Annotated in this window: 18 protein-coding genes and 1 pseudogene; 7 read left to right on the top strand and 12 right to left on the bottom strand. The window is 72.0% G+C overall.

All coding sequences use genetic code 11. The annotated features are described in order from the left end of the window. Positions 1 to 296 precede the first annotated feature (296 nt). From purS to AAD528_RS11450, 3 genes are all read left to right on the top strand, one after another. Entirely contained in the window at positions 297 to 545 is a 249-nt protein-coding gene (gene purS, locus AAD528_RS11460; RefSeq protein ID WP_345752210.1) for a phosphoribosylformylglycinamidine synthase subunit PurS, read from the top strand. Next, complete coding sequence (purQ, locus tag AAD528_RS11455) at positions 542 to 1,249, top strand: phosphoribosylformylglycinamidine synthase subunit PurQ (protein WP_345752209.1); 708 nt, start codon at positions 542 to 544, stop codon at positions 1,247 to 1,249. The genes purS and purQ overlap by 4 nt, the downstream gene beginning before the upstream one ends. A 129-nt stretch (positions 1,250 to 1,378) precedes the next feature. Continuing rightward, a complete protein-coding gene (locus tag AAD528_RS11450; protein WP_345752208.1) occupies positions 1,379 to 2,326 on the top strand; it encodes a 2-hydroxyacid dehydrogenase in 948 nt (315 codons plus the stop codon). Between the two features lie 74 nt (positions 2,327 to 2,400). On the opposite strand, the gene AAD528_RS11445 is transcribed toward AAD528_RS11450, so the two are convergent. The 7 genes from AAD528_RS11445 to AAD528_RS11415 all read right to left on the bottom strand — a co-directional run bounded on the left by AAD528_RS11445 (position 2,401) and on the right by AAD528_RS11415 (position 8,876). Beyond that, positions 2,401 to 3,330, bottom strand: coding sequence for a hypothetical protein (locus tag AAD528_RS11445; RefSeq protein ID WP_345752207.1), 930 nt, complete (start codon positions 3,328 to 3,330; stop codon positions 2,401 to 2,403). A gap of 173 nt (positions 3,331 to 3,503) precedes the next feature. Beyond that, positions 3,504 to 4,388, bottom strand: a complete 885-nt coding sequence (locus tag AAD528_RS11440) for an ABC transporter permease (RefSeq protein ID WP_345752206.1) — start codon at positions 4,386 to 4,388, stop codon at positions 3,504 to 3,506. Between the two features lie 2 nt (positions 4,389 to 4,390). Beyond that, the gene (locus tag AAD528_RS11435) at positions 4,391 to 5,194 is read right to left on the bottom strand and encodes an ABC transporter permease (protein WP_345752205.1); all 804 of its coding nucleotides are present in this window, start codon (positions 5,192 to 5,194) and stop codon (positions 4,391 to 4,393) included. Next, a complete protein-coding gene (locus AAD528_RS11430; RefSeq protein WP_345752204.1) occupies positions 5,184 to 6,089 on the bottom strand; it encodes an ABC transporter ATP-binding protein in 906 nt (301 codons plus the stop codon). The genes AAD528_RS11435 and AAD528_RS11430 overlap by 11 nt, the downstream gene beginning before the upstream one ends. 36 nt (positions 6,090 to 6,125) lie before the next feature. After that, positions 6,126 to 7,190 (bottom strand): ABC transporter substrate-binding protein, encoded by a 1,065-nt coding sequence (locus AAD528_RS11425; RefSeq protein WP_345752203.1) that lies wholly within the window; start codon positions 7,188 to 7,190, stop codon positions 6,126 to 6,128. A gap of 254 nt (positions 7,191 to 7,444) precedes the next feature. Continuing rightward, positions 7,445 to 8,269, bottom strand: coding sequence for an HNH endonuclease family protein (locus tag AAD528_RS11420; protein WP_345752202.1), 825 nt, complete (start codon positions 8,267 to 8,269; stop codon positions 7,445 to 7,447). Between the two features lie 94 nt (positions 8,270 to 8,363). After that, positions 8,364 to 8,876 carry an adenine phosphoribosyltransferase gene (locus AAD528_RS11415; protein ID WP_345752201.1) on the bottom strand — a complete coding sequence of 171 codons (513 nt, stop codon included), beginning with the start codon at positions 8,874 to 8,876 and terminating at the stop codon, positions 8,364 to 8,366. Positions 8,877 to 8,907: 31 nt separating this feature from the next. Here AAD528_RS11415 and AAD528_RS11410 point away from each other — a divergent pair, with 31 nt between their 5' ends. Both AAD528_RS11410 and AAD528_RS11405 read left to right on the top strand, forming a co-directional pair. Further along, the gene (locus AAD528_RS11410; RefSeq protein ID WP_345752200.1) at positions 8,908 to 9,498 is read left to right on the top strand and encodes a hypothetical protein; all 591 of its coding nucleotides are present in this window, start codon (positions 8,908 to 8,910) and stop codon (positions 9,496 to 9,498) included. A gap of 130 nt (positions 9,499 to 9,628) precedes the next feature. Further along, a complete protein-coding gene (locus AAD528_RS11405) occupies positions 9,629 to 9,901 on the top strand; it encodes a GlsB/YeaQ/YmgE family stress response membrane protein (RefSeq protein WP_345752199.1) in 273 nt (90 codons plus the stop codon). Positions 9,902 to 10,161: 260 nt separating this feature from the next. Here the strand turns inward: AAD528_RS11405 and glgB are convergent. From glgB to AAD528_RS11385, 4 genes and pseudogenes are all read right to left on the bottom strand, one after another. Beyond that, positions 10,162 to 12,390, bottom strand: a pseudogene (gene glgB / locus AAD528_RS11400) (1,4-alpha-glucan branching protein GlgB); the annotation flags it as partial. Then, positions 12,387 to 13,727: a maltokinase N-terminal cap-like domain-containing protein gene (locus tag AAD528_RS11395; RefSeq protein WP_445974733.1), complete on the bottom strand. Its 1,341-nt coding sequence runs from the start codon at positions 13,725 to 13,727 to the stop codon at positions 12,387 to 12,389. The gene AAD528_RS11395 and the pseudogene glgB, both read right to left, overlap by 4 nt. 110 nt (positions 13,728 to 13,837) lie before the next feature. Next, on the bottom strand, positions 13,838 to 15,601 hold the full coding sequence (gene treS, locus AAD528_RS11390; protein WP_345752196.1) for a maltose alpha-D-glucosyltransferase: 1,764 nt from the start codon (positions 15,599 to 15,601) through the stop codon (positions 13,838 to 13,840). Beyond that, entirely contained in the window at positions 15,598 to 17,613 is a 2,016-nt protein-coding gene (locus AAD528_RS11385; protein WP_345752195.1) for a maltotransferase domain-containing protein, read from the bottom strand. Before AAD528_RS11385 ends, treS begins: the two co-directional genes overlap by 4 nt. A gap of 181 nt (positions 17,614 to 17,794) precedes the next feature. Here AAD528_RS11385 and AAD528_RS11380 point away from each other — a divergent pair, with 181 nt between their 5' ends. Further along, positions 17,795 to 18,982 (top strand): MFS transporter, encoded by a 1,188-nt coding sequence (locus AAD528_RS11380; protein ID WP_345752194.1) that lies wholly within the window; start codon positions 17,795 to 17,797, stop codon positions 18,980 to 18,982. Between the two features lie 10 nt (positions 18,983 to 18,992). On the opposite strand, the gene AAD528_RS11375 is transcribed toward AAD528_RS11380, so the two are convergent. Next, complete coding sequence (locus AAD528_RS11375; protein WP_345752193.1) at positions 18,993 to 19,811, bottom strand: AraC family transcriptional regulator; 819 nt, start codon at positions 19,809 to 19,811, stop codon at positions 18,993 to 18,995. A 167-nt stretch (positions 19,812 to 19,978) separates the two neighbouring features. Here AAD528_RS11375 and glgP point away from each other — a divergent pair, with 167 nt between their 5' ends. After that, positions 19,979 to 22,558 carry an alpha-glucan family phosphorylase gene (glgP, locus tag AAD528_RS11370; protein ID WP_345752192.1) on the top strand — a complete coding sequence of 860 codons (2,580 nt, stop codon included), beginning with the start codon at positions 19,979 to 19,981 and terminating at the stop codon, positions 22,556 to 22,558. The last annotated feature ends 1 nt before the right edge of the window (position 22,559 follow it).

Below are 22,559 nucleotides of genomic sequence, written 5' to 3'. Positions count from 1 at the left end.
GGGCGCCGCCTTGGCGCACCCCCGTGTGGTGAGAGGGGACCTCGCTGGTCGCGTGGGAGCGCTCCCATGAGGGTTGGGTGTGAGCATATGGGAGCGCTCCCACCACCGCAACCCCGTGATCAGGATGTGACCTGCGCCGCGCGGGCGGCGTCCATGGCGTGCGACCCCGTGATCCCCGGCCTGCGGGAGGGGTTGCGCGAGTCGCCGCTCGTGCCGCACGCGCAGACGCGGCGATCCCGGCTCAGATCGATCGCCTCCGCGGCGAGCCGATCGGCGCGGCCACGTAGAATATCCCCATGCCCACCATCGTCGTCGACGTCATGCCCAAGGCCGAGCTGCTGGACCCGCAGGGCAAGGCGGTGACCGGATCGCTCACGCGCCTCGGGCACGGAGCCTTCCAGAACGTGCGCATCGGCAAGCGCATCGAGCTGACGGTGGACGGCGAGGTCACCGACGAGGTGCTCGCCGAGGCGCAGAGGATCGCGGACGAGATCCTGTCGAACGGCGTGATCGAGGACGTCGTGGGCATCGAGGTGGTCGAGTGACCGCGCGCATCGGCGTCATCACGTTCCCGGGGTCGCTCGACGACCGCGACGCCCAGCGCGCGATCCGCCTCGCCGGCGGCGAGCCCGTCGCCCTGTGGCACGGCTCCCACGACCTCGACGGCGTCGACGCCCTCGTGCTGCCGGGCGGCTTCAGCTACGGCGACTACCTGCGCGCCGGCGCGATCGCCGCGCACGCGCCGATCATGGCCGAGGTCAAGGTCGCGGCCGCCAAGGGCATGCCGATCCTCGGCATCTGCAACGGCTTCCAGATGCTCGTCGAGGCGCACCTGCTGCCGGGTGGGCTGATCCGCAACGCGCACCAGCAGTTCATCCGCCGCGACCAGCGCCTGCGCGTCGAGAACGCCGACACCGCGTGGACCACGTCGTTCGAGGCCGGCCAGGAGATCGTCATCCCGCTGAAGAACGCGGACGGCGGCTACATCGCCGACGACGAGACGCTCAAGCGCATCGAGGGCGAGGGTCGGATCGTGTTCCGATACCTCGGCGTGAATCCCAACGGCTCGCTCAACGACATCGCGGGCCTGACGAGCGAGCGCGGCAACGTCGTGGGCCTCATGCCCCACCCCGAGCACGCGGTCGAGCCCGGCTTCGGTCCCGGCACGGTCGCCGCCATGCGCTCGGGCGTCGACGGCCTCGGGTTCTTCGCCAGCGCCATCGCCGCCACGGTCGCCCAGGCCGCCTGACGCTTCCGTCGGCGGCGGCGACCTTCTGCCGCGGTCGGCGCCTGTTCCGACTGGCCGCCCCGGCACTGCTGATCCTGACCACGCTCGCGCTCGCGCTCGCTCTGGGAAACCGCCAGTAGGGTCGGGAGGGTGAGCGAATCCCTCCCTCAGCCCGTGGTCCTGTCCGCCCCGACGTCCGAGCTCGCCGAGGACGTGCGCGCCCTGGTCGATCCGGCCCTGCCGATCGAGGTCATCGAGTGGGACGGCGGCGAGCAGCCCGCGCCCCGCGACCGGATCGACATCGTCGTGCCGCCGTACATGAAGCAGGGCAAGGCGCTCGCGGCGCTCGCGACCGTCGAGCACCGGCTCGTGCAGGGGCAGTCGATCGGCTACGACGGCGTCCAGGATCGGCTCCCGGCCGGCACGGTCTACGCCAACGCGGCCTCGGTGCACGAGACGGCGACCGCCGAGCTCGCCGTCGCGCTGATGCTCGCCGCCCAGCGCGAGCTGCCCCGCATGGTGCGCAACCAGGACCAGCGCGCGTGGGAGAGCTTCGAGACCACGGGCCTTGCCGACAAGCGCGTCGTGATGCTCGGCTTCGGAGGCGTCGCGAAGGCCGTCGCCGACCGGCTCCTGCCGTTCGAGGTCGACCTCGTTCCGGTCGCGTCGCGCGCCCGGAGGGAGGACGGCATCGACGTGCACGGCATCGACGAGCTGTCCGCCCTGCTCCCGACCGCCGACATCCTGGTGATCGTCCTTCCGGGCGGCCCCGAGACTCAGCACCTCGTCGACGACGCCGCCCTGTCGGCGCTCCCGGATGGGGCGCTGATCGTCAACGTCGGCCGCGGGCCGGTCATCGACACGGATGCGCTCGTCGAGCACGTCTCGCGCGGCCGCCTGCGCGTGGCGAGCGACGTGTTCGATCCGGAGCCGCTGCCCGAGGAGCACCCGCTGTGGTCGCTGCCGGGCGTCATCATCGCGCCGCACGTGGGCGGTCGCTCGGCCGCCATGCGCCCCCGCATCGCCCGGCTCGTCGCGTCCCAGGCCGAGCGCCTGGCGCGCGGCGAGGAGCCGATCAACATCGTCATCCGCACCTGACGCGCAGGCGCCCCAAGCGCGACGGACGCCCCCGGACCGTGGAGGTCCGGGGGCGTCCGAGGGAGACCCGGGGATCAGCCGGCGAGCGGAACCGCCTCGCCCTGCGGCAGGTCGACGTCGATCGTGGCCTGGCCGCCGTCCTCGACCGTGATGTCGATCAGGCTGCCGAGCTCGTCCGCGGCGGTGCCGATCTCGTCGGAGGCGGGGGCGACGCCCTCGCCGACGGCGCCGTCGACCGTGCGCGAGACCTCGCCCTTGGCCTGGTCCACGACGCCCTCGAACTGCGACGTCAGACCCGCGGGGAGGCTGTCCGCGGCGCCCTGCACCTCGGCGAGCAGCTGCTCGTCGATGCGGTCCGACACGCTCGCGAGGATCTCGTCCACGTCCGCCTTCACGGCGTCGACGACCGCCTGATCGGCGAGCGTCGCGTCGGCGGGCAGTCCGTGCGCGTCCGCGAGGCGCTGCAGGTCGACCGTCACGTCACCCGACGCGAGATCGAGCGTGACGGCGCCGTCCGAGCTGGTGAGCGGCTCGGAGCCGACGTCGGCCACGAGCGTGCCCGCGTCGACCGGCAGCTCCGGGATGTCGACGTTCTCGCCGCCGCCCACGAGGCCGGCGAACGGTCCGAGGTCGACCGATCCGTCCGCGATCGCGGCCTTGAGCGCTTTCTCGCCGCGCTCGTCCAGCGCGGCGATGGCCTGCGCGAGCTTGTGCTCGAGGTGCGCCGACGCCTGCGCGACGGCCGGGCCCGTGAGCTGGACGATGCCGTCCTCGAGCTGCGTCGCGGTCGGCGCGCCGACGGCCGGCGGAGCCGGCCGGTGGTGGCCCTCGTCCCCGGTGGACGCGTTCGCGGCGGTCGCCCCGAACGCGGCGCCGGCGATCACGGCTCCCGCGGCTCCCACGGCGGCGGCTCCGCGAAGCGTGCGTGCGCCGCGGCGCGACGCGGTCGTGCTGGTGGTCATCGGGCTCGTGTTCTTCGACATGCAGTCGATTCCCTTCGTCATCCGAATCGGCCTCCGCGACGGTCGTGGAGGCGGCTGCGCCCCGAGGGGCACGTCGGCGACGTTAGGCAGAAGGGATGTCCGGTCTCAAACCCACGGGACGGCTCTCAACGGATGCTCACGCGCCGTTCAGACACGCCGCGGCTTGCCAGCCCGGGCGTGTCCCGTCTGCTCGATCAGACGTTCTTCAGCGGATGCATCCCCAGCCGCGCGAGCGCGGTGTCCTCGATCACCTGCATCAGGTTGTAGAGGATCAGCGCGGCCGCCGTGACGAGCACGACCGACGCCCACACCTCGGGGAACTTCGACTGCGAGATCGCCGGGCCGATGCCCCCGCCGATGCCGTCGCTCGTCGCGAGCCACTCGGCCAGCAGGGCTCCCGTGATCGCGCCGGGCACGGAGATCCGCACCGCGGCGAAGAACGCCGGCAGCGACGACGGCAGGGCGACCTTGCGCAGGACGGTGAAGCCGGATCCGCCGTACACGTGCACGACGTCGGTCATCTGCGGCGACGCCGAGCGCAGGCCGAACACGATGTTCACGAGCGCCGGGAACAGCACGACGATGCCGCCGATCACCGCGACCGACCAGAGGTCGCGGCCGAAGACCAGCGTGATCACGGGCGCCATCGCGACGAGCGGCACCGAGCGCAGCAGCATCGCGAGCGGCATCAGCGCGTGCTCGACACCGCGGTTCAGCTGGAACAGGATCGCCGCGGCGAGTGCGACGACGAGTCCGGCGGCGAAGCCGATGAACGCGTGCCCGAGGGTCACCCACAGGCGCCCCAACAGCAGCGCGCGGTTCTCGCCCGCCGCCGGGTCGGCGACGAGGTGCTTCCAGATGTCGGCGGGCCCCTTGCCGACGTACGCGTTCACGCCGAACGCCCACAGCAGCACCTGCCACAGGACCGTGACGACGACGAGCGTCACGACGAACATCAGCAGGCCGCGGCCCAGCACGCGGGCCGTGGACGACGCGGTCTGGCGACGCAGCGTGCGACGGGTGGCGGCCTCGACGGCCTGCGACTCGGGCGGCGGACTGTACGCGGCGAGAGTGGTCATGCTCACGCGCCCTTCGACCACGGCGCGGCGGCGCGCGCGACGAGCCCGACGAGCCAGTACCCGGCGAGCGCGACGAGGCCCGACAGGATCGCGAGCCCCCACACCAGCGGCGGGTTGAAGTCGACCTGGGCGATCATCATCGCCCGCCCGACGCCCGCCTGCACCTTGCCGAAGAACTCCCCCAGCACGGCACCCAGGAACGCCGCGGGCACGGCGATCTGCAGGGCGTTCAGGATGGCCGGCAGCGCGGCGATGAGACGCACCTTGCGCAGCTGCATGAGGCGGGATCCGCCGTACACCGCGACGACGTCGAGCGCGCTGCGGTCGGCGGCCTTGAGGCCGAGGAGCGACCCCACCACCGTGGTGAAGAACACGCTGAGCGCCGCCAGGATCACGGACGTCAGCGACGCGCGCCCCGCCTGCGGGATGGGCAGGATCACGATCAGGACCATGCCGATCGCGACGATCGGCAGGCAGTACGTGATGGTCGCGAGTTGCATCACGAGCCCCTCGATGCGCGGCACGACGAGCACGAGCGCGGCGAACACCAGCGCGAGGCCGTTGCCCCACAGGTAGCCGAGCCCGGCCTCCGCGAGCGTGACGCCGAACTGGGGCGCGAAGAACGCCCAGCCGCGCTGCGCGGCCTCGACGGCGACCTGCCCGGGCGTCGGGATGGGCTGCGCGCAGTTCGGGCCGAGGCACGACAGCACGGTGGCCGCGAGCAGCCACCACAGGGCGACGATGCCGGCGACGCCGACGACGCCCCACACCCACGCGGGGGTCTGGCGACGGACCTCAGACGACATCGGGCGCCTCGGGCGCGGCCGTCGCGTCGGCGTCATCCGCGGATCCGGCGCCCGTCGAGCCGGCGGTCTTCGACCCGGCGCCCGTCGATCCGGACGCCTCCGAGCCGAACAGCAGGTCGGACGCGTGGTCGACGTACGCATGGAACTCGGGCGTGCGCATCATCTCGGGGGTCCGCGGGCGTGGGAGGTCGATGTCCATGACCTCCTTGATCCGTCCCGGTCGTGGCGTCATCACGGCGACCTTGTCGCTCAGGAAGATGGCCTCCGAGATGCCGTGCGTGACCAGCAGGGTGGTCGCGGGCTTCTCGGTCCAGATGCGCAGCAGCTCGAGGTTCAGGCGCTGGCGCGTCATGTCGTCGAGCGCGCCGAACGGCTCGTCGAACAGCAGCACCTCGGGCTTCATCACGAGCGAGCGGGCGATCGACACGCGCTGACGCATGCCGCCGGACAGCTGCGCGGGCTTGGCCTTCTCGAATCCCGCCAGGCCGACGAGTGCGATGAGCTCGGCGACGTAGTCCCGGTCGACCGGCTTGCCGGCGACCTCGAAGGGCAGCTGGATGTTCGACTGCACGCTGCGCCACGGCAGCAGCGCCGCGTCCTGGAACGCGATGCCCAGGCTGTTCGACGCGCGCAGCTCCCGGGGGGACTTGCCGTCGACGCGTGTCGTGCCGCTCGACGGCGCCTCGAGTCCCGCCAGGATCCGCAGGATGGTCGACTTGCCGCAGCCCGACGGGCCCAGCAGCGACAGGAACGTGCCCTGCTCGGTGTGCAGATCGGTGTCCTGGAGCGCGACGACGTCGCGGCGCCCCTGCCGGAAGACCTTGTTCAGTCCGCTGATGTGCAGACCGGTGCCCAGGGCGTCCTGGGCACCGGTCTGCAGGTCCGTGTCGGTCACGGTGTGGTTCTCCCGTTGTGGTTCGGTCGGACGGGCTCAGCCGGCGTAGTCGACGAGCTCGGGGTGCTCGGCGTAGACCTCGTCGAGGAGGCTGAGGTCGAAGATCTGGTCGGCCGACACGGTGATCCCGGCGCCCGCGAGGCTGTCGACCGTCGCCTGCTGCATGTCCTCCGTGATGGTGAAGAGGCCGTGCTCCTCCGTGTCGGGGGTGGCGATGAGCTCGGCCTGCGCCTTCATGGCCTCGAGGGTCTTCTCGGGGTCGAGGTCGGTGCCGAAGTCAGCGACGACATCCGCGGCGGCCTGCTCGGGGTCGGCGAGCACATCCGACCAGCCCTTGATCTCGGCGACCAGGAAGTCCTTCAGCAGCTCGCGGTTCTCGGCGAGGTAGGCGTCGGTCACCGACACGGTCTCGGCGACCAGCGGGAAGCCGTTGTCGGCCAGCGGCAGGTTCGTGATCTCGTTGCCGGCGAGCTTGACGGTGAGCGCCTCGTTGGTGAGGTACGCGTAGAAGCCGTCGACCTCGCCGTTCGTCAGCGGCGCCGGGTCGTACTGGACGGCGACGATCTCGAGCTCGTCCTGGCCGATGCCGTTGGCCTCGAGGAACGCGTCGAAGGCGGCGCGGTTGGAGTCCTGCACGCCGATCTTCTTGCCCTTGAGGTCCTCGACCGTGGCGATGTCGGCGCCGTCCTTGAGCGAGAGAACGGTGAAGGGGTTCTTCTGGAACGTTGCGCCGATCATCTTGATCGTGGCGCCCTCGTTGGCGACGGCGGCGCCGACGGCCAGCGGGTCGTTCAGGGCGACCTGCACGCTGTCGCCCATGAGCTCGGCGACACCGGTCGAGGGCCCCTCGAGCAGCGTGACCTCGTCGAACCCGGCCTCCTCGTAGTAGCCCTTGGTGGTGGCGTAGAACTCGCCGGCGAACTCCTCGTTCTTGATCCAGCTCTGCTGGACCGTGATCGAGCCGTGGCTGGCCGACTCGCCGTCGGCGGTCGCGTCGGCCGCGGGCTCGGATCCGCCGGAGCAGGCGGACAGCGCCAGCGCGCCGGTCAGGGTGAGGCCGGCGGCGACGAGGCCTCGGCGGACGAAGGGGGTGCGGGTCATGTGAAGGTCTCCACTCGTGCGGGACGGGGCGCGGTTATCCAGTTCGAGTCTGGAATGCGTACCGGGAGGGTGATCGGCGGTGCCGGGGGGACCTTCTCACCGTAGGGTGCGGCGATAAGGCCCACCGGACACCCACGTTTCGGCGATGTAAAACATTCTGCCCCGCGAAATACTGCCGAGGGACCAAACCGGCCCGCCGCCGGTCACGGGTGTATATCGAACGGCCGGGAAACGGCTCGTGACCGGATCAGGTCTCAGGCGACGCCGTCCCCCGTCGCGGTCGAGCTTGCGGCTGCGGGCTCGTCCGGGCACCCGGACAGGATGCGCGCGATCGCGTCGCGCTCGGCCGGCGTCACCCACAGGCGGTACGCGGACTTGACCGCGACCCGGCGCGCGACGTACGCGCAGCGGATGCCCTCGACCGGCGGCAGCCAGGTGGCCGCGTCGCCGTCGCCCTTGCTCGCGTTGGCGGAGCCGTCGACGGCCAGCAGGTTCAGGGGGTCGTTCGCGAAGCGCTCGCGCTCGTCGGGCGTCAGCTGCTGCGCGCCCTTCTGCCATGCGTCCGAGAGCGCGACCACGTGGTCGATCTGCACGAGCTCCGAGGTGCCCTGCCCGCGCACGAACGCGATCGTCGTGCCCGTGTACGGATCCGCGAGGGACCCGGTCACCACCGTGCAGGGCCCCGAGCGGGCGACGCCGGTCAGATCGCGGGCCAGGATGTCGTTGCGGCTGTCGCAGCCGTTGCGGTCGACGTCCTTCCAGCGATGCCCGAACTGCTCGCGCGTGTACCCGGTCTTCGGCGCGCGGCCCTTGACCTCGAGGGTCTCGAGCGGCGCGAGCGCGGTGCCCGCGCGCGGCGGCGCCGCCGTGGGCGCCGCGCTCGGGACCGGATCGGGGACGACCGTCGCGGACGGGGTCGGACCCGGCGCCTGCGCGCCGGCCTCGCCCTCGGCCGTCTGCCCCGCCGCCGCCAGCATGGCCGCCACGACGAGCACCACCGCCGACAGCCACAGCACCGTGAGGCGCTCCGGGGTGCGCGGGCGGGCGCGCGGACGCGGAGGCAGGAGATCGAGTGGCATGGTGCGCTTCCGTCGGGGGCCGGATGGGGCATCGCCGCCCTCGCCTACGGCAGCCGCGGCCGCGGCGGACGGTCGGGGCGCCCGCAGGACGGGATCAGGCCGCGAACACCGCGTGCACGTCGCCGCTGTGGGCGCGGCCGCCGAGGTCCGTGAGCTCGAGCACGACTGCGGCGCCGACGACGGAGGCGCCGAGCTCGGTCACGAGGTTCCGCGCAGCGCCCAGGGTGCCGCCGGTCGCGAGGACATCGTCGAGCAGCAGCACGCGCTCCCCGTCACGCAGCACCCCGGGCGCCTCGATCGTCGCGGTGCCGTACTCGAGCGCGTACGAGACGGCGGCGGCGGGGCGGGGCAGCTTGCCGGCCTTGCGGATGGGCAGCATGCCGACGCCGGCCACCGCGGCCGCGTAGCCGGCGAGCAGGAACCCGCGCGCCTCGACGCCCGCGACGATGTCGAAGCGGCCCTCGAACGGCGCGATCATCGCCTCGATAACGGCACGCAGCGCCGGGCCGTCCGCGAGCAGCGGCGTGATGTCGCGGAACAGCACGCCCGGCTCGGGGTAGTCGGGCGTCAGGGTGATCAGCGACTCGGCGCGCGTGAGGGCATCCACCCTCCCATCCTCCCGCACGTACCCTGGACGCATGACCCGACTGCAGGCCGACGCCGACCCCGCGCGCTGGGTCGCCGTGACCGGTTCGCTGGGACTGCGCGGACGTCGTCACCGCAGGGTGGCGATCCGGATGCTCCTGGGCCAGGGGTCCCGGATGATGGGCGGCCAGGGCCGCGGCAGCGGGGTGCTCGCGTGGACGATCAGCCAGGCCGCTCCCCTGATGCTGCGCCGCGCCGACGGGCGTGTGCTCGTGTGGGTGTGGAAGGACGACCCCGAGCTCATGGTGGTCGCGGCGCAGGTGCAGGTGATCACGCCGCAGCTGCGCGCGGCGCGCGCCATGCGGCCCATGGAGTACGACGACACCGAGGCGTTCCAGGGCGCGTACCTCGGGATGGGAGAGCGGCTCGTGCTCGACCGTCCGTCGACGCCCGGCGCCCCGCCCATGGCCGAGTACACGTGGGACACCGGCGCGCATTTCGTGACGGTGACGGCGGTGTCCGGCGACGCGCAGCGCTTCGGCACCGCGATCGGAGCGGTGGACGAGCTCGCCCGCACGCTCCGGGTCGTCGACGACCTGCGCGCGACCGAGGCCACCGGCGTGCTGCGCCTGGGCCCCGCCTGAACCGGTCAAACTCCCGCTCACCGGAGTGCCTAAGCGCATGTTCCCAGGCGATGTCAAGCCCCTGGGAAGGTTCCGGCCGCCCTCCTAACGTGGATGTCGCGGGAGATCCCCGCAGAGAAGGGAGCGCGTCATGGGCTTCATCGCATTCATCATCCTCGGACTCATCGCCGGAGCGATCGCGAAGGCGATCCTGCCTGGGCGGCAGGGCGGCGGCTGGATCGTGACACTCCTCCTGGGAGTCGTCGGAGCCATCCTCGGCGGCTGGCTCGGCTCGGTGCTGTTCGGCACGGGCCTCGAGAACTTCTGGGATCTGTCCACCTGGCTTCTCGCGATCGGTGGCGCGATCATCGTGCTGCTGATCTGGGGCCTCGTCACCGGTCGCAACAAGAGCAGCACCCGGTAATGCACAGACGTCGGTCGCGCTCATCTCCCGCGTCCGACCGCATGGGGAGTCCCCTCTCACGAGCCACCTGACCCCGCGATCCGCGGGTCGGCCCCGGAGGGGGAGGTTCCCGGACACAGCGAACGCCCGTCGCCCCGCGACGGGCGTTCTGCTGTGCAGTCTTGTCGGGCCGCATTCGCGGCACGCTCCCGCTTCGCGGTTCGCACGCTGGGCACAGGGGGCGACCCGAGCGAAGCGCCGGTGCGAGCGTGGACACGCTCTTAGAGAGAGAGGCGGAACCAGACCGTGCCGAGCGGCGGCAGCGCGACCTCGCGGTGGCCGTCCTCCGGGACCTCGACGCGGCCCATGTTGCCGACCCCCGAGCCGCCGTAGTCGGACGCGTCGGTGTTGAGCACCTCGTCCCAGACGCCGGGGGCGGGGAAGCGCAGGCGGTAGCGGTCGTGGGGCTGGGCGGAGAAGTTCGTCACCGCGACCAGCTGCGATCCGTCGCCGTCGCGCCGCACGAACGCGAACACGTTCCCGCCCGCGTCGTCCGCCACGAGCCACTCGAAGCCGGCGGGCTGGGTGTCCAGCGCCCACAGCGCCGGGGTCTCCTTGTACCGCGCGTTGATGTCCTTCATCGCGCGATGCACGCCGAGGTGATCCGGCAGATCCAGAAGCCACCAGTCGAGCTCGCGGGCCTCGGCCCACTCGGACTCCTGGGCGAATTCGCTGCCCATGAACAGCAGCTGCTTGCCCGGGTGGGCCCACATGTACGCGAGGTACGCGCGCAGGGTCGCGAGCTGGCGCCACCGGTCGCCCGGCGCCTTGCGCAGCAGCGACCCCTTGCCGTGCACGACCTCGTCGTGCGAGATCGGCAGGACGTAGTTCTCCGACCATGCGTAGACGAGCGAGAACGTCATCTCGCCGTGGTGGTGCACGCGATGCACGGGATCGCGCTTGATGTACCCGAGCGTGTCGTGCATCCAGCCCATGTTCCACTTGAAGCCGAAGCCCAGGCCACCGCCCGAGGTCGGCCCCGTGACGCCGGGCCACGAGGTGGACTCCTCGGCGATCGTGACGACGCCCGGCACGCGCTTGTAGACCGTGGCGTTCATCTCCTGCAGGAACTGCACGGCCTCGAGGTTCTCGCGACCGCCGTGCTTGTTCGGGCTCCACTCGCCCTCCTGGCGGGCGTAGTCGAGGTAGAGCATGGAGGCGACGCCGTCGACGCGCAGGCCGTCCGCGTGGAACTCCTCGAGCCAGTAGAGCGCGTTGGCGTAGAGGAAGTTGCGCACCGGCGGGTTGCCGAAGTCGAAGATGTGCGATCCCCACTCCTTGTGCCAGCCGCGCTGCGGGTTCGGGTCCTCGTACAGCGGCGCGCCGTCGAAGCGCGCGAGCGCCCAGGCGTCCGTCGCGAAGTGTCCCGGCACCCAGTCGAGGATCACGCCGATTCCGGCCTGGTGCAGCCGATCGATCAGGAATCGGAGGCCGTCCGGATCGCCCAGGCGGCTGTCGGGCGCGTAGTAGCCCGTGACGTGATAGCCCCAGGATCCGCCGAACGGGTGCTGCATGACCGGCATCAGCTCGACGTGCGTGAAGCCCAGGTCGCTCACGTAGCCGACCAGCTCGTCCGCGAGTTGCGCGTACGAGCGGTCCTTGCGCCACGACGCGAGGTGCACCTCGTAGATCGACATCGGCCGGTCGGTGTGCCCGCGGCCCGCCTCGGCGGCGCGGCGCTCGAGCCACTCGTCGTCGCCCCACCGGTACAGCGACTCGTGCACGATCGAGGCCGTCAGCGGCGGCTTCTCGGCGTACGACGCCATGGGGTCGGCCTTCTCCCGCCAGACGCCGTCCACACCGAGGATCTGGTACTTGTACCGAGCGCCCGCGGCCACGTCGGGCACGAACAGCTCCCACACGCCGGACGAGCCGAGGCGGCGCATGGGGTGCTCGCGGCCGTCCCAGTCGTTGAAGTCGGCCTTGACCCGCACCGCCCGGGCGCGCGGCGCCCACACGGCGAACGCCGTGCCGACGACATCCGGAGCGTCGCCCCAGCCCTCGTAGCGGTGCACGTGCGCGCCGAGCACGCGCCACAGCGCCTCGTGGCGGCCCTCGCCGATCAGGTGCTGGTCGACCTCACCGAGCGTCGGCAGGAACCGATACGGATCGTCGCGCAGGTGCGTGACCCGGTCCTCGCCCTCGCCATAGGACGTCTCGACGCGGTACGGCGGGACGTCGCCGGCGGCGACGCCCGGCAGCACGCCCACCCAGATGCCCTCGTGCTCGTGCTCGAGGTCGACGACCGCCCACCCGTCGGGGAAGCGGCGCGTCGGCGCGGTCTGGTACTGCACGCTCACGCCGGCCGCGAGTGGCTTCAGCACGCGCACGGTCACGCCGCCCTCGTGCGGGTGCGGGCCGAGCACGGAGTGAGCATCGTGATGCAGCCCGGAGGCGACGGCGGTGAGCGTCGCCTGGTCGACGGGCAGGATCCCGGGGTCCGACATCATCCACCGATCCGTTCCAGCGCGGCCAGCGGGATCGGGATCCACGACGGCCTGTTGCGCTTCTCGTAGACGGCCTCGTACACGGCCTTGTCGGCCACGTACGCGTCGAGCAGCACGCCGCGCTGCTGCTCGGGACCGGCCTCGGCCCCGAGCGCCGCGACGTATCCCTCCAGGAACAGGCGGCGCGCGCGGGCCGACCACTCGCGGGCGCGCTGGGCGCGCAGCGGGGCCTCCGTCTCGTCGCCGCCGGTTCCCGACATCTCGACCACGCGCGCCGCGTAGTCGAACGAGCGGAGCATGCCCGCCACGTCGCGCCACGGCGAGTCGGGCAGCGCCCGTTCGGCGAACGGCCGGCCCGGCTCGCCCTCGAAGTCGACGATCTTCCAGCCCTGCGACGTCCGCAGCGTCTGGCCGAGGTGCAGATCGCCGTGCACGCGCTGCACGTCGAGCCGGCCGAGTGCGGCGACGGCGTCGTACGCCGCGCGGAGGCGGTCGGCGTAGGGCTCGATCTCGGGCACGATGCGGCGGGCGTGCTCGAGCCGCGCGATCATCGCGCCGGCGAGTTCGCCCGTGCTGTCCTCGCCGCGGCCCTGCGCGGGGAAGCTGTCGCGCAGCATCCGGTGCACCGCGGCGAGCGCCTCGCCGAGGCGCGTCGCCTCGCCCGCGAAGTCGCCGCCGGACTCCTCGACGCTGAGCTCGAGGTGCGCCAGCAGGGTCCGGACGCTGCCGGTCGCGAGCTCGAAGCCGTCGCTCGCCGTGCGGAGGAACTCCTGCAGCATCGCGAGCTGCAGCACGCCCCCATCCGGCAGGTCGGTCTCGATCCAGCCGTACAGGTCGGCCACGTAGTCCGAGCCGCCGCGCGTCAGCACCTCGTGGATCTCGATGTCGGGGTTCACGCCCGGGCTGACCTTGCGGAAGAGCTTCATGATCGCGGTGTCGTCGAACTTCACCGACGAGTTGGACTGCTCGCCCGTCAGGGGCGAGGACTGCAGGCCGGGGTCCAGCTCCTGGCCGGGGACGGACACGCGGCGGAACCGCATCCCGTCCTTCTGCGCGGTGCCCGACGCCTCGGCGGCGATGAAGCCCTGCAGCCACAGCGCCATGGCGCTGCGGTCGTGGGCGCCGTCGTACAGGTGCCGGATCCGTCCGTCCCCGCCCTCGACGGATCCGACGAACGCGTACGCGATCCGCTCCTGCGCGTCGTCGTAGCTCGACAGCGGCACCTGGTACTGCTCGGAGCCGCCCTCGTCGTCCGTGTAGTCGACGGTCACGAGGTACACGGTGACGCGCGCGTCATCCTGCGCCTCCTCCGGCACCGGCAGCTCGGCGAGCCCGCGCACGGTGCTGACGTGGAACGGGCGGCCCTTGCCGCCGAACCAGCGCGTGCGCGACAGGTAGCCCTCCCAGAGGGCGCCGTCGTTCTCCAGGGGATGCTTGTCCGGGGTCTCGCTCACAGCAGACCCACCTCCTCCGCCTCATCGGCCGGCGCGTGCAGCTGGAACCAGTAGAAGCCGTGGCCGCCCAGCGTCAGCAGATACGGCAGCTCGCCGATCCGCGGGAACGGCACGCCGCCGATCAGCTCGACGGGCACGGAGCCGAGGAACCGCCGCAGGTCGAGCTCGACCGGCTGCGGGAACTGCGACAGGTTGTTGACGCACACGATCACGTCGACGGATCCGTCGGCGTTGGTGTGCTCGCGGGAGTACGACAGCACCGCGGGGTTTGATCCGCCGAGGTCGTTGAAGCTGCCGAGCCCGAACGCGGGGTGGCGCTTTCGCGTCTGGATGATCTGCCGCGTCCAGTGCAGCAGCGACGACCGGTTCTCCTGCTGCGCCTCGACGTTCACCGACAGGTAGCCGTAGACCGGGTCCTGCACCACGGGAAGCGACAGCTTGCCCGGGTTCGCGGTCGAGAATCCCGCGTTGCGGTCGCTGGTCCACTGCATGGGCGTGCGCACGCCGTCGCGGTCGCCCAGCCAGATGTTGTCGCCCATGCCGATCTCGTCGCCGTAGTAGAGGACGGGCGAGCCGGGCAGGGACAGCAGCAGCGCCGTGAACAGCTCGATCTGGTCGATGTCGTTCTCGAGCAGCGGGGCGAGACGGCGTCGGATGCCGATGTTCGCCTTCATCCGCGGGTCCTGCGCGTACTCGTTCCACATGTAGTCGCGGTCCTCGTCCGTGACCATCTCGAGCGTGAGCTCGTCGTGGTTGCGCAGGAAGATGCCCCACTGCGTGCCGGACGGGATCGGCGGGGTCTGCGCCAGGATCTCGGAGATCGGGTAGCGGGACTCGCGCCGCACGGCCATGAAGATGCGCGGCATGACCGGGAAGTGGAAGCACATGTGGCACTCGTCCCCGCCGACCTCGGGGTTGCCGAAGTAGTCCACGACGTCGGCCGGCCACTGGTTCGCCTCGGCCAGCAGCACGCGGCCGGGATACTCGCGGTCGACCACCGCACGCACCTTGCGGAGGAGCTCGTGCGTCTCCGGCAGGTTCTCGCCGTTCGTGCCCGGGCGCTCGTACAGGTACGGCACGGCGTCGAGCCGGAAGCCGTCCAGGCCCATGTCGAGCCAGAACCGCATGGCGTCGAGCATCGCCTCGTGCACCTTCGGGTTGTCGAAGTTGAGGTCGGGCTGGTGGGAGAAGAACCGGTGCCAGAAGTACTGCTGGCGCACCGGATCCCACGTCCAGTTGCTCGGCTCGGTGTCGACGAAGATGATGCGCGCGTCCTCGTACAGCTCGTCCGTGTCGCTCCACACGTAGAAGTCGCCGTACGGGCCGTCCGGATCCGACCGGCTCGCCTGGAACCACGGGTGCTCGTCGCTCGTGTGGTTCATGACGAAGTCGATGATCACCTTGATGCCGCGCGCGTGCGCCGCGTCCAGGAAGACCTGGAAGTCCTCCACCGTGCCGAGCTCGGGAAGCACGCCGGTGTAGTCGGCGACGTCGTACCCGCCGTCGCGCAGCGGCGACGGGAAGAACGGGGGCAGCCACAGGCAGTCGACGCCGAGCCACTGCAGGTAGTCGAGCTTCTCGATCAGGCCGCGGAAGTCGCCGGTGCCGTCGCCGTCGCCGTCCTTGAACGAGCGCACGAGCACCTCGTAGAACACCGCGGTCTTGAACCACTCGGGCTGCGCCGAGACCGGGCTGTCGGGGAACGGCTCCTGCGACAGGATCGGGATCGACGACGTGTAGGGGGCGGGCTCGGGCGTCATGCGCGCTGCTCCCCGTGATCGAAGTCGGGTTCGTCCACCGGGGGCGGGCCGACGGGCCGGACGGACAGGATGTGCGCGACGTCGCCCGCCGGGTCGAGTCGCACGTAGTTGTCCGCGCCCCACACCCACTCGGCTCCGGTGAGCTCGTCGTGCACGGTGTAGCGCTCCGGGAGGCCCGCCGCCGCGAGGTCCAGGCGCACGGTGGTCTCGTGCGCGCCGTGCGGATCGAGGTTGATCACCACGATGACGGTGTCCGCGCCGTGGGTCTTCGAGAAGCACAGGATGTGCTCGTCGTCGGCCGAGTGCACGACGAGGTTGCGCAGCAGCCCGAGCGCGGGATGCGCGCGGCGCAGCTCGTTGAGCCGGCCGATGTACGGCGCGAGCGTCTTGCCCGACGCCTCGGCCTCGGCCCAGTCGCGGATCCGGATCTGGTACTTCTCGCTGTCGAGGTACTCCTCGCTGCCGGGCTTGACCGCGACGTGCTCGAACAGCTCGTACCCCGCGTACATGCCCCACGACGGCGTCGCCATCGCGGCCAGCGTGGCGCGGATCGCGAACATCGCGGGCCCGCCGTACTGCAGCGACGCGTGCAGGATGTCGGGGGTGTTCACCCAGAAGCTCGGCCGCATCAGGTGGTCGCTCTCGCGCGACACCTCGCGCAGATAGTCCTCGATCTCGCTCTTCCCGACGCGCCACGTGAAGTACGTGTACGACTGGTGGAAGCCGACCGATCCGAGCGTGTGCATCATCGCGGGACGCGTGAACGCCTCCGACAGGAACACGACATCCGGGTCGGTCTCCCGGATGTCGCCGAGCAGCCGCTCCCAGAACATCACGGGCTTGGTGTGGGGGTTGTCCACGCGGAACACCCGCACGCCGTGCGACATCCACAGCCGCACCACGCGCGTGACCTCCTTCACGACGCCCTCGAAGTCGTCGTCGAAGTACATCGGGTAGATGTCCTGGTACTTCTTGGGCGGGTTCTCGGCGTAGGCGATGGTGCCGTCGGCGCGGTGCCGGAAGAACTGCGGGTGACTCGTGACCCAGGGGTGGTCGGGCGCGGCCTGCAGCGCGAGGTCGAGCGCGACCTCGATGCCCTTCGCCTTCGCCGCGGCCACGAACGCGTCGAAGTCCGCGAACGTGCCGAGGTCGGGATGGATCGCGTCGTGACCGCCGTCCTTCGACCCGATCGCCCACGGCGACCCGGTGTCGTCCGGTCCGGGAGTGAGCGTGTTGTTTCGGCCCTTCCGGTTGATCTCGCCGATGGGGTGGATGGGCGGCAGGTAGAGCACGTCGAAGCCCATCGCCGACACCCGGTCCAGGCTCTGGATCGCGGTCGTGAAGGTGCCGCTGACGACCTTGCCGGTCGCGGGGTCGATCTCGGCTCCCTCCGACCGCGGGAAGAACTCGTACCAGCTGCCGGTCAGGGCGCGGCGGCGGTCGGCGTACAGCGGGTAGGGCCCGGCGACGGTCACGAGGTCGCGCAGCGGGTGCCCGCGGAACAGCTCCTGCGTCTCGGGCCCCTCGAGCACCGCGAGCCGCGCCTCGATGGGTCGGATCTCGTCGCTCGCCGCGTCCTCGGCCGCCGTGAGGGCGGCCTCGTCGTCGGCCGTGAGGCCCTCGGCCTCGGCGCGGATGCGCTTCAGCAGCAGCCGGGCCTCGAGGAACATCAGCTCGACGTCCACGCCGGCGCGGATCTTGATGCCCGCGTCGTGCGTCCACGTGCCGAGCGGGTCGGAGAACCCGCGCACCTCGAAGGCCCACTCGCCCTCGACGTCGGGGGCGTCCCAGGCCTCGTATCTGTCGGTGCCGGGCACGAGCTGGCGCATGCGCACCGGTGGCCTGCGTCCCCCGTCTGGTCCGATCAGCACGAGCTCCGCGGCGAGCTGATCATGCCCCTCGCGGAACACCGTGGCCTGCACGGGCAGCGGCTCGCCGACGGTGGCCTTGGCGGGGCGTCGCCCCTGATCCACCAGCGGGTGCACGTCGATGACGGGTATGCGTCCGACCATGTGCCCAACTTGTCACAGTCGGGTCACGCTGGCCACCTCGCGCCGGGGTCTTGCCAGAGACTTCACGAGGGTGTAACCGCACCGCCGGACGGCCGGACACGGCACCCGGACGATGGGTCAAGTCGTCCGCCCGGCGAAGACGGACGCTGGAGGCGAAGCCTTCCTCCGACCCGGGAGATCCATGACCCAGACCGCCCCCGTCCGCCTGCCCGACGCCCCGGCGACGCCCTCCCGTGCCGCCGCCTGGTGGGGTGTCGCATCGCTGTCGCTCGGCATCCTCGCGCTCGTCACGACCGAGTTCCTGCCCGCCAGCCTGCTGTCCCCGCTGTCCGCCGATCTCGGGGTCACGCCCGGCACGGCCGGGCAGATGGTGACCGCGACCGCGCTCGTGGGCGTGCTCGCGGCGCCCACGCTCGCGCCGCTCCTGCCCCGCGCCGACCGGCGGCGTGTCCTGCTCGTGCTGATGGTCGTCGCGATCGCGTCGAACGTGCTCAGCGCGCTCGCGCCGTCCTTCCCCGTGCTGGTCGTCGCGCGGCTCGCGCTCGGCGCCTCCATCTCCGGATTCTGGGCCATGGCCCTCGCGGTCGTCGCGGTGCTCGTGCCGGAGCGGATGATCGGGCGCGCCATGACGGCAGTGACGCTCGGCGGGACGACCGCGACGGTCGCCGCCGTCCCCGTCGGCGCATTCCTCGGCGAGCTGATCGGGTGGCGCGCGGTGTTCCTGCTCGCGGCCGGCCTCGCCGTCGTCGCGCTCGCGGTGCAGTGGTTCGCGCTGCCGAAGGTGCCGCCGGCGCCCGCGCAGGGATTCGGCGTCGTGCTCGACACGCTCCGCCGCCGCATCGTCGCGATCAGCCTGATCGGCGTGCTGCTCGTCGCCGGCGGGCACTTCACCGCCTTCACGTACATCCGGCCCGCGATCGAGGCCGTGCCCGGCGCGACGGGCGACGCGGCCGCGCCGCTGCTGTTCCTGTTCGGCATCGCCGGCGTCGTGGGCAACGCGGTCGCGGGCTGGCTGGCCGACAGCCGACTGCGGCTCGCGGGACTGCTGTCGCCGGCGCTCATCGCGGTCGGCCTCGTCGCCATGGTCGCGCTCGGATCGTCCGTGCCGTCGGTGGCGGCGCCGATCGCGATCTGGGGCGCGGCGTTCGGGATGTTCCCGACGATCGTCAGCTCGTGGCTCGCGCGCATCGCGCCCGATCGCCTGGAGGCCGCGGGCGGGCTCAACGTCGCCTCCTTCCAGGTCGCGATCACGCTGGGCGCCATCGGCGGCGGCGCGCTCGTCGACTTCGTGAACGTGGACGTCGCCCTGATCGCGGGGGCCATCGCCGCCCTGGCCGGCGGTCTCGTGCTCGTCTCGCGACGGCCCTGACCGCGGGCGCTCAGGCGGGGATCGCGAGGTCCCCGCTCTGGGCGCTCCGGCGCCATGCGTGCGGCGGCTCCCCGACGTGACGCCGGAACGCCCGAGAGAACGACGCCTCGGATCCGTACCCCGCGCCGACGGCGACCTGCGCGACCGGCAGTCCGGCGCGCAGCAGGTCCTTCGCCCGGCTCATCCGCACCTCCGCGAGATAGCGCATGGGCGAGCATCCCACGCGCGCGCGGAACAGCTCGGCCAGCCGCGACCGCGAGGTGTGCACCAGACCCGCGAGCGTGTCGATCGTCCACGGCGCGGCCGGATCGTCGTGGATCGCGCGCACCACGCGCGCGACGTCCGGATCGCGCAGCGCGCCCACCCATCCCGCGACGGTGCCGCATCCGCTCGCGACCCAGACGCGGATCGCCGGGCCCACCACGACGCTGACGAGCGGCCCGAGGAGCGTTCCCCCGCGGCGCGCCTCGTCGTCGAGGCCCGCGATGACACCCGCCATCGCGGGCTCGTGCACCAGCAGTCCGCACGCGTGCACGAGCGGGGGCAGGAGTCGCGTGATGAGGTCCGTCTCGCCCGACTCGGATCGCAGGGCGCCGGTGATCACGACGGCGGCGGACGCGCGCAGCACACGGACCGCGTCGCCGGGCAGGATCGCGAGCTCCCCGGCGGCGAGGCGCTGCCGCTCCTCGGCTCCCCGGATCTCGACGGGCCCGTCCACCGCGAGCACGAACCGATGCGGCCCCGCCACGACGTGTGCGCCGCCCGCGTCGAGCTTCACGCGCTCGACGTCCGCGACGCTCCAGCGCATCCGCCCGAGGATCGCGTCCACGTCCACGCACTCGGGTCCGCGTGACAGGGTGCGGGAGGGTTCCATACGGATCGGCAAGTCCGCGGGGCGGGCGGGTATTCCCGCGGGCGCCGCTCTCGCGCGCTCGTCACGCCCTGGTAACACCGCGGACCTGTCGCCGTCATCGGCCCCCGCGTTAGCGTGGGCACATGCGTGCGATCCGACGATTCACCGTCCGTCCCGTGCTGCCCGAGCCGCTCGCCGCCCTCGGCGAGCTCGCCGGCAACCTGCGCTGGTGCTGGCACCTCGAGACGCAGGACGTGTTCGCCCACGTCGATCCCGACCTCTGGCGGGAGCTGCAGGATCCGGTCCGGCTGCTCGGCGCGGTCACGCCGTCGCGCTTCGACGAGCTCGCCGCCGACGCGACGTTCGTCGAGCGCCTCGGGCGCGTGCGCGACGACCTGCAGGCCTACCTCGCCGACGACCTGTGGTTCCAGCGGGACGTGCCGGAGGGCCCGCGCGGCATCGCGTACTTCTCACCCGAGTTCGGCATCGCCGCCGCCCTGCCGCAGTACTCCGGCGGCCTCGGCATCCTGGCCGGCGACCACCTCAAGGCCGCCAGCGACCTGGGTGTGCCGATCACGGGCGTCGGACTGCTGTACCGCCACGGGTACTTCGCGCAGGCGCTGTCGAGGGAGGGATGGCAGCAGGAGTCGTACCCCGTGCTCGACCCGGACGAGATGCCCATCACGGCTCTGCGCGAGGCGGACGGCAGCGCCGCGGAGATCGCGATCGCGATGCCCGGCGGGCCCGACCTGCGCGCCCGCATCTGGGTCGCGCGCGTCGGCCGCGTGCCCCTGCTGCTGCTCGACACCGACGTCGACCAGAATCCGGATCACTACACGGACGTGACCGACCGCCTCTACGGCGGCGGCAGCGAGCACCGCCTGCGCCAGGAGCTGCTGCTCGGCGTCGGCGGGGTGCGCGCGCTGCGCGCCTTCAGCCGGATCACCGGCGCGCCGGTGCCGGAGGTCTACCACACGAACGAGGGCCACGCCGGCTTCCAGGGGCTCGAGCGGATCCGCGAGCTGACGACGTCGGCCGCGGGCGGCGTCGCGCCGCTCGGCTTCGACGATGCGCTCGAGATGGCGCGCGCGTCGACCGTGTTCACCACGCACACCCCGGTGCCCGCCGGCATCGACCGGTTCGAGCGCACGCTCATCCAGCAGTACTTCGCGGCCGACGGCGGCGTGCTGCCGGGCGTGCCGACCGAGCGCGTGCTCGCGCTCGGCACGGAGGACTACGCGGGCGGCGATCCCGGCATGTTCAACATGGCGGTCATGGGCTTCCGCCTCGGCCAGCGCGCCAACGGCGTCTCGCAGCTGCACGGCCACGTCAGCCGCGACATGTTCAACGGCCTGTGGCCCGCGTTCGACGAGCCCGAGGTGCCGATCGGATCCATCACGAACGGCGTGCACCTGCCCACGTGGCTCGCGCGGGAGTTCCGCGAGATGCTCGACGAGTTCGGCGCGGACATCGACGGCGACCCGGCCGCCTTCACGCGCGCCCTCGATCCGCTGCCGTTCTCGCGCGTGTGGGGCGTGAAGCGCGAGCTGCGCTCCCGCCTGGTCGACGACGCCCGCGCGCGGCTGCGCGCCTCGTGGGCCAAGCGCGGCGCCGCCCCCGCCGAGCTCGGTTGGATCGACGACGCCCTCTCCCCCGACGTGCTCACGATCGGCTTCGCGCGGCGCGTGCCGTCGTACAAGCGGCTGACGCTGATGCTGCGGGACCAGGATCGACTCAAGCGCCTCCTGCGGGATCCGGATCGCCCGATCCAGCTCGTCATCGCCGGCAAAGCGCATCCGGCCGACGAGGGCGGCAAGCGCCTCATCCAGGAGCTCGTGCGCTTCGCCGACGACGCCGAGGTGCGCCATCGCATCGTGTTCCTGCCGAACTACGACATCGGGATGGCGCAGAACCTCTACCCGGGCTGCGACGTGTGGCTCAACAACCCGCTGCGTCCCTACGAGGCGTGCGGCACGAGCGGCATGAAGGCCGCGCTGAACGGCGGCCTCAACCTCTCGATCCTCGACGGCTGGTGGGACGAGTGGTACGACGGCGAGAACGGCTGGGCGATCCCGTCCGCCGACGGCGTCGACGACCCGAACAAGCGCGACGACCTCGAGGCGTCGGCGCTGTACGACCTGCTCGAGCGCGAGATCGCGCCGCGCTTCTACGACCGCAACAGCGAGGGCGTGCCCGTGCGGTGGATGGAGATGATGCGCCACACGCTCGAGTCGCTCGGCCCCAAGGTGCTGGCGACGCGCATGGTGCGCGACTACGTGGGGCAGCTGTACGCCCCCGCCGCGGCATCCGCGCGGACCCTCGACGGCGACTTCTCGGGCGCGATCGAGCTCGCGGCGTGGAAGGGCCGCGTGCGCGACGCGTGGCACGGCGTGCGCGTCGAGCACGTCGACTCGCGCGGCGTGGACGAGGCGGCCGAGGTGGGCGCCGAGCTGTCCGTGCAGGCGCACGTCGCGCTCGGCGGACTCACCCCCGACGACGTCGAGGTGCAGCTGATCTACGGCCGCGCCGAAGGCGACGACCAGCTCAGCTCGACGCAGGTCGCGCCGCTGTCCGCCGTCGACGCGTTCGCCGGCGGCCGCTGCTCGTTCGGCGGCACGGTGCGGCTGGACCGCGCGGGCCCGTTCGGCTACACGGTCCGCGTGGTGCCGAAGCACCCGCACCTGGCCACGGTCGCGGAGCTCGGCCTGGCCGCCCTCGCATAGC

It is taken from the genome of Microbacterium rhizophilum (genome assembly GCF_039605615.1).
GTDB classification, from domain to species: Bacteria; Actinomycetota; Actinomycetes; order Actinomycetales; family Microbacteriaceae; genus Microbacterium; species Microbacterium rhizophilus.
The sequence above is the reverse complement of the archived record's forward strand: the minus strand, read 5'-3'. Positions and strand labels throughout refer to the sequence as shown.

What these genes read in the sequence shown, in the direction of transcription:
- purS (WP_345752210.1), top strand. Translation starts at nt 297, where the DNA reads ATGCCCACCATCGTCGTCGACGTCATGCCCAAGGCCGAGCTGCTGGAC.
- AAD528_RS11445 (WP_345752207.1), bottom strand. Translation starts at nt 3,330, where the DNA reads ATGACGAAGGGAATCGACTGCATGTCGAAGAACACGAGCCCGATGACC.
- AAD528_RS11440 (WP_345752206.1), bottom strand. Translation starts at nt 4,388, where the DNA reads ATGACCACTCTCGCCGCGTACAGTCCGCCGCCCGAGTCGCAGGCCGTC.
- AAD528_RS11435 (WP_345752205.1), bottom strand. Translation starts at nt 5,194, where the DNA reads ATGTCGTCTGAGGTCCGTCGCCAGACCCCCGCGTGGGTGTGGGGCGTC.
- AAD528_RS11425 (WP_345752203.1), bottom strand. Translation starts at nt 7,190, where the DNA reads ATGACCCGCACCCCCTTCGTCCGCCGAGGCCTCGTCGCCGCCGGCCTC.
- AAD528_RS11420 (WP_345752202.1), bottom strand. Translation starts at nt 8,269, where the DNA reads ATGCCACTCGATCTCCTGCCTCCGCGTCCGCGCGCCCGCCCGCGCACC.
- AAD528_RS11410 (WP_345752200.1), top strand. Translation starts at nt 8,908, where the DNA reads ATGACCCGACTGCAGGCCGACGCCGACCCCGCGCGCTGGGTCGCCGTG.
- AAD528_RS11405 (WP_345752199.1), top strand. Translation starts at nt 9,629, where the DNA reads ATGGGCTTCATCGCATTCATCATCCTCGGACTCATCGCCGGAGCGATC.
- treS (WP_345752196.1), bottom strand. Translation starts at nt 15,601, where the DNA reads ATGACGCCCGAGCCCGCCCCCTACACGTCGTCGATCCCGATCCTGTCG.
- AAD528_RS11385 (WP_345752195.1), bottom strand. Translation starts at nt 17,613, where the DNA reads ATGGTCGGACGCATACCCGTCATCGACGTGCACCCGCTGGTGGATCAG.
- AAD528_RS11380 (WP_345752194.1), top strand. Translation starts at nt 17,795, where the DNA reads ATGACCCAGACCGCCCCCGTCCGCCTGCCCGACGCCCCGGCGACGCCC.
- glgP (WP_345752192.1), top strand. Translation starts at nt 19,979, where the DNA reads ATGCGTGCGATCCGACGATTCACCGTCCGTCCCGTGCTGCCCGAGCCG.